7 protein-coding genes and 2 pseudogenes are annotated in these 12,183 nt (G+C 43.5%); all 9 read right to left on the reverse strand.

The genetic code is table 11. From position 1 onward, the window contains the following. Positions 1–368: pseudogene (locus tag QZ998_RS16455) on the reverse strand (nicotinate-nucleotide diphosphorylase (carboxylating)); the annotation flags it as partial. Next, on the reverse strand, positions 346–1,644 hold the full coding sequence (locus QZ998_RS16460; protein ID WP_296561953.1) for an L-aspartate oxidase: 1,299 nt from the start codon (positions 1,642–1,644) through the stop codon (positions 346–348). The pseudogene QZ998_RS16455 and the gene QZ998_RS16460, both read right to left, overlap by 23 nt. A gap of 13 nt (positions 1,645–1,657) precedes the next feature. Further along, positions 1,658–2,566 carry a quinolinate synthase NadA gene (gene nadA, locus QZ998_RS16465; protein WP_296561955.1) on the reverse strand — a complete coding sequence of 303 codons (909 nt, stop codon included), beginning with the start codon at positions 2,564–2,566 and terminating at the stop codon, positions 1,658–1,660. A gap of 355 nt (positions 2,567–2,921) precedes the next feature. Continuing rightward, a complete protein-coding gene (locus QZ998_RS16470) occupies positions 2,922–3,881 on the reverse strand; it encodes a CHAD domain-containing protein (protein WP_296561957.1) in 960 nt (319 codons plus the stop codon). Between the two features lie 205 nt (positions 3,882–4,086). After that, on the reverse strand, positions 4,087–5,988 hold the full coding sequence (dxs, locus tag QZ998_RS16475) for a 1-deoxy-D-xylulose-5-phosphate synthase (protein ID WP_296561959.1): 1,902 nt from the start codon (positions 5,986–5,988) through the stop codon (positions 4,087–4,089). A 133-nt stretch (positions 5,989–6,121) separates the two neighbouring features. Next, positions 6,122–8,860: an EAL domain-containing protein gene (locus QZ998_RS16480; protein WP_296561960.1), complete on the reverse strand. Its 2,739-nt coding sequence runs from the start codon at positions 8,858–8,860 to the stop codon at positions 6,122–6,124. 16 nt (positions 8,861–8,876) lie between these two features. After that, the gene (locus QZ998_RS16485) at positions 8,877–9,407 is read right to left on the reverse strand and encodes a hypothetical protein (RefSeq protein ID WP_296561962.1); all 531 of its coding nucleotides are present in this window, start codon (positions 9,405–9,407) and stop codon (positions 8,877–8,879) included. 504 nt (positions 9,408–9,911) lie between these two features. Continuing rightward, a complete protein-coding gene (locus tag QZ998_RS16490) occupies positions 9,912–11,207 on the reverse strand; it encodes an IS1380 family transposase (RefSeq protein ID WP_296561964.1) in 1,296 nt (431 codons plus the stop codon). Between the two features lie 217 nt (positions 11,208–11,424). Further along, a pseudogene (locus QZ998_RS16495) lies at positions 11,425–12,042 on the reverse strand (dihydropteroate synthase); the annotation flags it as partial. Positions 12,043–12,183 lie beyond the last annotated feature (141 nt).

Raw genomic sequence — 12,183 nt, forward strand, 5'->3', positions numbered from 1 at the left:
AAATAGTTGGCCAGTTTGCGGGTATGGGTGGCGATGCCACTCATCCGTTGCAGATAATTCAGGGCAGTGCGCTCACCGGAGAGCAGGGTTCGGGCATCGGCTTTCACGACCGCCACAAGATCCCCTGGTTTGACGGGTTCACCGTCACTAAAAAACGTTTCTAGTCTTGCACTTTCATCCAGAAGTTCAAATACCCGCTGGTAAACAGCCAGACCGGCAATAACCCCCGCTTCCTTGGCAATCAGCTCGACCTGGGCTCTGACGCCCGCTTTGATGACAGCGTTGGTGGTGATGTCCTCACTGGTAATATCCTCTTTAAGTGCGGCTAAAATTAGCGGATCAATGTTAAGCTTTATCAATTCGTTCAATTACCTTACTCCTTTCGATTTCGTCTAGGATGACGGTTTTATAGTCGGTTTTTAACTGCTCAAGATCTTTGTAGTCATCAAGATCAAGGGTTGCTTTTAAAATCTCGGCGGTTTTATAATGATTTTGAGTATTTTTGGCTGCTCTTTTGGCAAAGACCAGGCTTTCAAGTAGCGAATTGCTGGCCAACCGGTTAGCACCGTGAACCCGATTGCAACTGATTTCTCCAATCGCATATAAATGCTCCATCGAGGTTCTGCTGTCCAGATCGACTTTTATCCCGCCCATAAAATAATGTTGGGCGGGGGTCACCGGGATACATTCGCTGGTAATATCATACCCTTCTTCCAGACAATGCCTAAAGATATTGGGAAAGCGATGGATAATCAACTCACGACCCATATCCTGCATCGACAACCAGACGAAATCACTTTGATCTTGTTCCATTTGCTGATGAATGGCCTTGGTTAGCAGGTCGCGGGGCAGCAGTTCATCGACAAAACGCTGCATTTTGCGGTTATAGAGCACCGCCCCTTCGCCCCGTACCGATTCAGAAATCAGAAAACGCCGCCCCGGTTTCTGCGAATAAAGGGTCGTCGGATGAATTTGAATATAGCTGATGTTTTCTACTTCAATCTGACGCTTTAAGGCGATCGCGATGGCGTCTCCGGTCAAGTGGGCTAAATTGGTAGAGGAGTCAAATAGCCCCCCCAGTCCTCCGGTTGCCAAAACGACATAGTCGGAATGGTATAAATGAATTGCTCCTGTCCCATCACTGGCCACGATACCGCTGCAATGATTATCCTGAGTGATCAGATCGACCATTGCCATATTTTCAATAATGGTAATATTGGGTCGCTTTTTAACCGCAGCCAAAAGCTTACTGGTGATTTCTGCTCCGGTCAGGTCTTCGTGATAGAGAATCCGGGCTTTGGAGTGGGCGCCTTCTCTGGTATAGACCAATTGGCCGTTTTTCTTTTCGAATTCGACCCCCAGGTCAATCAGATCCCTGATAATCTCCGGCGAGCTGCGGATCATCACATCGACCGAAGCGCGGTCATTTTCATAGTGTCCGGCTTTTAAGGTATCCTCGAAAAAACTGTCATAATCATCGGCATCTCTGAGGACGCAGATCCCACCCTGAGCCAGGTAAGAATCACTTTCATCGACTGCCCTTTTGGTAACCATCAGAATCGCTTTGTTTGGCGGAATATTCAGGGCATAAAATAAACCAGAAGCGCCAGTTCCAACGACAATGATATCTGTTTTCGCCTTCATTTGATGTGCTCGCTCATTTGGCCAGTTCCAGCATTTTTTCCAAAGCCAAAACTGCCTTTGTCCGGGTTTCATTGTCGACTTCGATCTGATTGATGCCGTTTTCTAGCGCATAAGCGACCTTACCTAAGCTGATCTTTTTCATATTGGGGCAGATCTGCTTGTTATTGATGGTATAGAACTTTTTACCTAGATTATTTTTCTTGAGCTGATAAAAAATGCCAATCTCCGTCCCGATGATAAATTCATCGGCATCACTGGCGGTGGCGTAATCAATGATCCCCGAGGTAGACCCGACATAATCGGCGCCACCTATCACGGTCATGGTGCATTCGGGATGAACCAGTACCTTGGCCTTGGGATGGGCGGCCTTGGCCTCTTCTAACTCATCGATCATGATTTCGTCATGGACGTGACAATAGCCGTCATTAAAGATAAACTGCTTTTCCGGAAGCTGGCTGGCAATGTATTGGCCGAGGTTCTGGTCCGGCACAAAATAAATATTTTGTTGGGGTAACGCCTTAACAATTTTCAATGCATTGGACGAGGTCACACAGACATCGACATATTTTTTAATTTCGGCGGTTGAATTGATATAGCAAACCACCGCCAGGTCATCGTATTTTTCGCGAACTTCTTTGATTTTATCAATCGCCGCCATATGCGCCATCGGACAGTCAGCCAGGGCTTCCGGCATGATCACGGTTTTCTGGGGACTGAGTATTTTGGCGCTTTCGCCCATAAAGGTAACCCCACAAAAAACAATCACTTTTTGGGGCAGCTCAACAGCAATTTTGCTGAGATAATAGGAATCGCCGACATAATCGGCAATTTCCTGGATTTCATCGTTCACATAGTAATGGGCTAAAATAACCGCGTTTTTTTCTTTTTTCAGTTTTTCTATTTTTGACAAGAGCTCTTTCAATTTTCTATGCCTCCACCTTTTAATCGGGTTTTCATGATTAAAAGTATAGCACGGATCTTTACAGCTGACAAGCTGACTGTAAAGTTTATTTGATAAACTTTACGGTATTCGTTGAACTAGCCGTACCGACCAATTGTTAATCTGTTTTATGCTGCACTACACGAAATCCGCTATGCTTCTTTCGTTTAAGCCGCGGGCAGTCGCCAACTACAAGCAAAGCTTGTGATTGGCTCGTTGCCTTCGCGCAAGCTCGGACAGGCTACGCCGTGTCCGCCTTGATGCATAGGGTCTGACCCCTAGGTCACAACATGATGTAACAATTGTCGGTACTGCTTTATTTAATCCAATGTTTTTCTTAGTGTAGAAACTTCTTGATCTTTCGGTTGCCTGCGATCATCTGTCCGCCGATGATGATGCCGGCCTGGTAGTGGAGTTTGGTGTCGTCGCTTTCTGAAGTGAGCTGTTCTAGTAAGTGCTGGTTGGCGAAGACGTCGTGGTAATAGCCGAGATCGTCCTGAATTTTTTTAAATGCCGCGATTGATTTGCTGGTTTTGTGGTCAACTATGCAAGCTAGCGCTTCAATCGCATAGCGGAGCTTCTTGCTTTTGATGCGGACGCGGTGAATCGCCTGTTGATCTTTTACATCCAGGCTTTTCATGCTTTTTTTGATTTTTTTTAGCCAATTGTCAACCTGCTTTTCGGTGTATTTTTTTAGCGATAGCTGTAGCAGTGGTGTGCTTTCATCCCAGGGGCCATTAAGCTTCCATACCCAAATGTCTAGTAGATCAAGGACAAAGGCATCGGTTTCTAGATTTGTTAATAGTGCCTTAAAGGCAATTTGACGCTTGCCGATAAGATGGGCTTTAATGACCTCAAAGTCACTGATCGCCAGGACGCTGTCTTTTTCGATTTGCGAAATTTCTTCCAGCAGCACATCCAGCTGCCGGACTTCGCTAAATTGCTGCGCCATTTTTCTCAGCCTATCCTGCTTCTGCTGGTAGTCTGCTCTTTTAAATAATGGCATAAAAAAAGCCAGTATCGCCCTAAATTTTCGAATTGACACCCTAACCTGATGAACCGATTCGGGATCGCTGAGATTTTCAAACAAACGATCATAGCTATTTATAATTTCATTAAAGCCATTTTTCATTATAATCTCCACCGATACGGCCACCTGCTTTTTTGCTTTTATATTCAGGCTTGATTGTTTAACAAGCTTGACTGATTTTATCGGTGGTATCTGGGGAAGTACTAAGCCTTTTTGATATCGCCCCTGATTTTCCACTAATCGGACTGCTAGCTTTTCCATCATCATCTATATTTCCTGCCTTTCAGATTTTTGCTAGATTTTTATTCAGACCCTTATTTTATTTATATACCCAAGCTTGCCTCAAAACGTTGATTAAATCAATTGTTTTTACAGTAAAGAAAAACAGGAAATCAACAAAGGCTGACTTCCTGAGGTTATTGTCGGTACTGAGTTAACTTTTTTGATAATTTTCTAGGGCTCACACCGTGTTTTATTTGTTTCCCACTATTTCAATAATTTCGTCGGCAATCTGGGCCGGCAAAAATCCGCAGCAGTTATATAAATCTGGGAGATCACCCTGTTCCATCAAGGGATTTTCAATCGCGCGAATCCGTAACTTAGCGGGCTTAAAATCCTCGTTTTGAGCGATCGCCGCAGCCAGTTTTTCGCCAATTCCACCGCTTCTAATCCCTTCTTCCAAAATATAAACAAGCTTTGCTTGCCCCATGAGTGAGAAGATTTTTTCCAGCTCAAGCGGGTAAACCTTGATTAGTTTGATTAAGCGGATCTGCTTGTTTGCTTTTAATAATTGAATTGCATCATAGGCATTTTGGGTAATTCGGCCATAGGTCAGGATCACAATTTCCGGATGCTCAGCGTCTTTGCCTACTTCTGAAAAATCCTGATAAGAGAGATCCCCATCATGGCTACAACCGCTACGGTCATATTGCTGCTCTGCTCCTTTAGGGTAACGAATCACTGCCAGGCTTTTATCTTCAAAACAAGTTGTAAAACTGATCTTCATTTCATCATAGGTTTCGGGACTATAAATCTGTATTCCCGGGATCGAAGACAGGTAGGAACAGTCGTAGATACCCTGATGGGTAATCCCGTCTCCTGGCACTAGCCCACACCGATCCAGAGCCATAATCAGGGGCAGCGTTTGAATCGCGGCATCATGAATCAGTTGATCATAAACCCGTTGAACAAAGGTTGAATAAATGGCACAAACCGGGGTTTTTCCATTGGCCGACAGACCGGCAGCAAAGGTGACCGCGTGTTCTTCGGCAATCCCGACATCAAAAAAGCGCCGGGGATGAGCCTGACTAAATCGATCCAGGCCCGTGCCACCAGTCATCGCGGCGGTAATCGCGCAGATCGAATCGTTGCTATTGGCCGCTTCAACCATGATTTTTCCAAACATGGCTGAGAAATTGTCCTCCGATGCTTTTTTTGCAATCCCCTTATCGCGGTCAAAGGGGCCGGATGAGTGATACATTTCGGGATGTTCTTCGGCATCGGGGTAACCCTTTCCTTTGACGGTATGGATATGTACCAGACAGCACTTGCTTTTGCTTTTTGCCTCACTGAGCACCGATTCCAGTTTTTTCAGATCACAGCCGTCAACCGGCCCCAGGTAATCGAGACCCAGATGTTCAAAAAAGTTTTCGGCTACCACCCGTTTTTTTAGTTGCTTTTTAAATTTTCGGGTGCCTTCAACCAGACCATCGCCAACAAGGGGAATCTTATGCAAGAAAGACTGGGTATGGTGTTTTAAATTAAAATAGTTCTGACTATTTCTAATTTTTGATAAGTAGTTTGACAGGCCGCCGACATTTTCTGAAATAGACATTTCATTGTCATTCAAGATAATAATCAGTCTCAAGTTTTCTTTGTTACAATTATTTAAGGCTTCATAAATCATCCCATTGGTGAAGGAACCATCTCCAACTAGGGCAATAACATAATCTTTTTTGCCATCAAGCTGATTGGCCATCGCCAGTCCCAGGGCAGCCGAGATCGAGGTGCCACTATGGCCGGCTCCAAAAGCGTCTTTATTACTCTCTTTCCGATTGGTAAAACCAGAGATTCCCTGCCATTGCCGCAGGGTATGAAACTGGTGGTGGCGCCCGGTTAATAATTTATGGGCATAGCATTGATGGCCGACATCAAAAACGATTTGATCGTCGGGATTGTTAAAAACCCGGTGGATCGCCAGAGTTGTTTCAACAATCCCCAGATTTGATGCCAAATGGCCACCGTTATTTGCTACCGTTACTAAAATTTTACTGCGCATTTCCCCGGCCAGACCATTAAGATCTGCAATCGACAGATTCTTTAGGTCTTGCGGGGATAAAATATCTTCTAATCGCTTCAATTTGAATCCTTTCACCGTTTCTCCCCCACCACATAACACTTGGGATCATCAAAACTATTGCCATCAATCACAGCAATTTTTATTTTACGGTTTTTCGTAATCAATCCGTCTTAATTTATAATCATATCATATGAAGAATTATTTTTCTTTAAAATCTTCTTCCGGGCTCATCGGTCTCTGAGACCTGCGGGTTATCTGTTATCAGTACTTCAAAGTCATTTGCCGACAAGGGTTTATAGAAATAGTAACCCTGTATTTCCGGGCAATTATTTTCTTTTAAAAACAGAAACTGTTCTTGGGTTTCAACCCCCTCCGCAATCACACTCAGGTTCATTTGCTTGGCCAGATGGAGAATCGTTTTGGCAATGTTCCCGGTGTCATTTTGGGGATAATCTTTAATAAATTCGCGATCAATTTTAAGCTTGTCAAAATTGAGATTCTGCAAGTATTTTAATGATGAATAGCCGGTTCCAAAATCATCAATGGCGACCTTCACCCCCAGCGCTTTAATCTGCTCCAGCTGGCCTCTGATCCCTTCCATGTTTTCGACCAGAATACCCTCGGTAATTTCAATTTCCAATAATTCTGCCGGCATTTGATATTTTTCCAGCAGATTCTTGATAATTTGCGGTAGATCTGATTTTTCAAATTGAATCGGTGAGAGGTTAACGGCTACCCCAATTTGACGTTTAGCCAGGCTCTGCCATTCTTTATTTTGCTTGATCGCTTCTTCTAAAACCCAATTGCCGATCGGAATAATTAAATCGGTTCGTTCGGCCACCGGGATAAATTGACCTGGGCTTACCTGGCCGAGATTGTCATTATGCCATCTCAGCAAGGCTTCACTGGCAATGATGGTGCTACTGTTGATCTCAACCTGAGGCTGGTAGACTAAAGTGAGTTCGTTCTTTTTAAGCGCCCCCCGCAATTCAGTTTCTAACTTCAAATTATTGATGTAATTTTCCTTGATTTCTTTCTCGTAAAATACATAGGTGTTACCGCCGGTTTGCAGGGCATAGTTTTTGGCAATATTTCCATATTCGATCAATTTGTCCAGATCGGCGCTATCCTCCTGGAAAAGAGCAATGCCAATGGCAAGGTTTAAATAAACCTTCTCGTTTTCGATTTCGACCGGCTCTTTGAGATAGGTCATCATTTTATTGATCAGCTGTCCAATCTCCAGTCTATCATTGCTGTTGACCCGGGCGATAATAAACTGATCTTTATGGAGAATGCCTAAAAGATCCGCTTCACTTAAAAATGTTTTAATCCGTTGCGATACCTCTTTAAGCAAAATTTTCCCGGATTTTTTTCCTAAATTATCGTAAAGCGTATTAAAATTAGTAATCTGCAGCACAATGATCGCCAACTTATCGTATTGTTTAATAAATTCCCGGCTTTTAATTTCAAAAAGAAGCAGCGTTGGCAGGCCGGTAATCTCGTCATAATGTTTAATTTTATTGATCGCCTCTTCAGTAATTTTAGTATTGGTTAAGTCTTCAAAGACCTCTAAATAATTACTCAAGGCATCGCTTTTACTATCAAATATTTTGGAGATACTAATATATTTGGGATAGGTGGTTCCGTCTTTTCTTTGATCAACAATTTCGCCCTGCCAGTTACCTTCCTGATTGACAATTTTCCAAATATCGCTATAAATATCGCGCAGCTGTTCATCGGTCTTTAAATCGATCGGTTTTCTTCCGATCACTTCATCTTCCTGATAGCCGGTAATGGTTGAGAATGCCTTGTTAATATAAACAATCCGAGTCCCCGCATCCATAACGATGATGCCTTCTTTGGAATTCTTAAAAATACTGTCGGTGATCTTTTCGCGCGAGCTGGCTTCTTTTTTTAGCAGCAGTAACCAGGAAAATATCAGGCTGATAATCACTAGAATAAGGGTCAATAACCCGGCAATCAGGATCATGGTGCGGTTATCCTCATTGGAAAAAACACCGAGGGTATCAAGCGGCGCTGCCCCAATCAAGACCCAGTGAAGGTTGCGATAGCCCTCCAGCGGATAAACGGGGGCGTAAAAATAAAGATCTTTTCCATCATCGAAATAGCCACTTCGCTTATTTAAGATGGCCTGCCAGATTTCCGGGTTTTCCTGACGAAAAGAGATATCCTGCTGCGGTTCATAGACAAAGGAAAATGCTTTGTTACTGTTTTCACTTAATAAATAATAGCCTTCCTCATTTAAGAGCAGAATTTTCATATCGATGTTACTTTTTGAGTCATTTTCAATTTGATCCAGCATATTTTTGGCCAGATAGTTCAACACCAGGATTCCCTGGCGTTCATTTTGGTCATTAAATACCGGCAGCACCAGTCGCATTAGCGGTTTGATAGGAGTTTCCACCTGCTTGCCCCGGATACTCAAATCCATCGGCGAGATATAGATTTCGCCGGGATTAAGCTTTATCCCTTCGAGAAAATAAAACTCTGCCCCTTTATTTTCTAAGGCCTCGTCAGCAACGGCGATGGTGCTATTGCCGCTTGCATTGACCCGAACCTTTTCGTTGCCATCAAGACCGACAAAACGGATCGAATCATAGATTTTTTTACTGGTCATCATATTTGAAAATATCCGCTTGAGCTCATTTTGATTGTTAACATCGCCAGGATTCTTGACATAAGCACTTATTTCACTGGAGTTCATAATGATATTGCCGTCTGAGTTGATATCTTCAAAGATTGAATTGACATTGACGCTGACAATGGCGCTATTATTAAGCTGTCTGATTTTAATAATGTTTTTTCCGTTATCGATATTAATATTAATAAAGATGGCAGTAAAAACACTGACAATCAATAATCCTGGTGCAAAGATCATCAGAAAATACGCAAGCATTTGTTTGGTTCGCCTATTTTTAATTTCCATCATGTCTGCCCTTCTTTTATTTGATCGGAATAGTGATTTGAGCAATCTCTCTGCCCTTGCCCCGGACAAAGGTAACGGTAAGGTGATTACTGTCCGTTTCCAGGCCATAGGCAATGCTTGCCGAACAAGTGTCACCAATGGGAGTTTCTTTAATCATCCGGTTGGGATCTTTGAGATCATAAGCCACTAGTCTATTGCCGTCACCATCACTTACCACAAAGTCTCCCTGAGCCAAAAAGAAATCGATGTTACTTCGCTTTTCATAACTAATATTTGCGTATGTATAATCCAGAAAGACCACCTGTTTGGGATTAGTCGTTAACTTTTCATTTCTTTGCGGTGTTATTCTTGCCCCGTTAATTGTCAAACTATAATCGCCAGTGACAGTCGTCACTAAAAAGGGTTCATTTAATTCCATTTTCGGCAGTTCTTTTTCTTCAGTGCCGGTGGCATTGTTTTGCTTATTAAAATACGCTTCCATTCCACAGCCTGTCGTTGCCAAAAGCAGCAAGCCTAAAACTAAAAGCATTATGCATTTCTTTTTCATATCCTACCTCCGTATCTTAGATTATATCGAAGGCAGCTGCTGATAGCAAGGATAATTGCCGCTCTCTGGTCGCTCCTTGTTGTTTTTTACTTGTATCAGCGGCCTTGTGCCAGGCTGCACTTGCCGCTGGCGAGATTTGAACCAATCAGATCTCAACTATAGCTGATTGCCTGATCCGCAAAAATTAAAAACACCCCAAACAACGTGACCTTCTGTTGTCTGGGGTGTTTTTACATTTTCAGAGCTTAGTTTGTGGTCTTTTTTTGTGTTTTCTTTTTTTATGTTTTCTTTTATCCCGAATTATTCATAAACCCATCTCGCCTGCAAAAATACCATCAAAAGTGCTATTTTCAGATTGGCACATTGCCAAAACGAAAAATTGTTGGTAAATTGCCGGTTTTGAGAAGAGCAGACATCAGGCAAGCTGATCATCAGCTCAAAATGGGCAGACGAATCCCCGGGACCTTGTTTTTTAATTTTAAAGCTGGGTTTATACGGCTGTTATTATTCGAGTTTGACAAGCAGGTCATGGAACAGATTCAAATATGGGAAACTTGAACTGAGTTTCAGCCAGGTAGATCGTCCGGAACGGACGAGGCGGCCAGCTACTTTGATCAGAATCACACGCAAAGTCAGCATGCGGCTCTTTTTATAGGCTTTTGGCAGCACCAGTCGTTTCATGAAGCTGATCAGATTATAGGCCAATCCGCGGATCAGCAGTTTAACCGCATTGGTCAGGAATGATGAGTGACTCAGCGTATCCATCCCGAAATCAAGTTTGGCCTCCTTGATGAAATTTTCCATCTGCCCACGTTTATGGTAGACCCCGATGACCTCCTGGGGATGAGCCGTCAGGTTGGTTACAATAAAGGTGTGCCGTGGGCACAGCTCACCAGCATGGCGTTCAATTCGGCAAACCACACGGCGGGATATGTCCCAGCTTCCGGCCTGATAAGTAAAGTCATGATAAAGATTGTGACTCTTGCTGTAATCTGTCCCATAGGTGGCATAAAACTCATCGTCAGCCGCACGTGAACAGGCTGAGAGCCTGCCATTGTACTTCAGGCGAATGACATAGTAGACATCAAACGCTTCGAGCAGTTCATAGAGTTCCGGGGTGGCAAACCCGCTATCGCCCCGGAGAATCAGCTGAATGTCCGGAAACTTTGAGCGAAACCACTGGAGCACCGGTTTTAGAAAAGCGGCCACGTTCCTGGAGGTGTAGACACTGCCTTTTCGGAGTTCAACTTTTAACAGATCGCCAGTTAAGCCATCAAAAACCATGAGTGGGTGATAGCCGGTTGTTCCATAGTGATAATTGTAGGCCGAATTTTCCTGCTGGCCGTGGGTGTCAATGTGGGTTGAATCGACATCAAGAACCACATACTCTGGCTGGCTCACGGCGTAGGCTTTCGCCACAAAATCAAGGAGCAGTTGGTCAAGTTTTTCCAGCATCTTGATATCAAAATGATTCAGGCATCTGGAAATCGTTGGTTGAGAGGCCAATGCTTTTTTCCCCAGGATCTGTGTAAAGGCAGGATCCTGACGCAGATGATCGGATGCATCATCGGTATGGTAACCGGCAATGGTGGTATAGATCACTTGTCTGATCACATCCGCTGTAGAATGACAGTGCTTTCCTATTTGTGGGAAATACGCTTCAATCAGACGACTCAAACCAAGTGATTCGTCAAAGCTCCGGGGAATCAGCAGACCGGCGTCGGATGAAAGATCCCCGCCATTAAAACTCACTTTCAGTTTTTTGTTGAAATTTACTGCATAATCGTTTAAACTTGTCATTGAAAGAACTCCTTTTCTCTGATGGTTTTGGTTTTGTCACTTAAATTTTATCAGAAATTGGGGTTCTTTTCTATTTTTTTATTCTCACCCAATGGGTGAATTTGAGAAATCACTGAAAGCTATGGTTTCAGGGGTTTTGATGGGTGTTTATTATGTTTTTGTGAATAATACGGGTTTATTTATGTTTTCTTTTACTTATGTTTTTTTATGCTTTTTTTTACTTTGTCAGCGGTCCAATTTTTCCGGCTCGGTATGCTTTGCTGTATTTGCGGCAATGTTTGTCACGGCCCAACAAGGCCTCGGTGGCAAAGATTGTCCCCATCATGTCACGGTTGTTGGGATCCATCACCGCCGAGTCCATCCCGGCTTGAATGGCATAGGCTAAAGCATTTTTATTAATCAACGACCGAATCGGCAGGCCGAAAGAAATGTTAGAAATCGCACCGGTAACATGAATGGTTGGATATAGTGCTTTGATGGCTTTAATTTCTTCAACAAAATTTAACAGCGACTGATTGTCGGTTGACAATGCCATCACACAGGGATCGATATGAATCCGTTCCGGGGCAATGTCATATTTGGCCGCCTTTTCAACCATCGTTTTGGTAATGTCAAGCTTGGTCTGTAAATCGGTCGGGATACCATTGTTGTCACAGGTAAGTCCCACCACTTCCCAATTATTATTTGCCATTAGCGGCAGCAATACCTCACACTTGTCGCCTTCTTCAGAAATCGAATTGAGCATCCCCGCTTTGTTGGCATATTTAAAAACAGCCTCAATCACGCGCGGGTTGGGGCTGTCAATGCACAAGGGTGTATCGGTAGCATCCTGAACCCTGGATTCCCGCCATACCTAACTAGGCTGGTGGTGTAATTTTTAGAGCTTCATAAATCAGTCTTTGCTTCGATAGTACCTCACCAACGCGAAGTTCATGGCCAGGATTCTCAAAACATTCAATGATATCAAGCTTATCCA

It is taken from the genome of uncultured Acetobacterium sp. (genome assembly GCF_927416815.1).
Lineage (GTDB): Bacteria > Bacillota > Clostridia > Eubacteriales > Eubacteriaceae > Acetobacterium.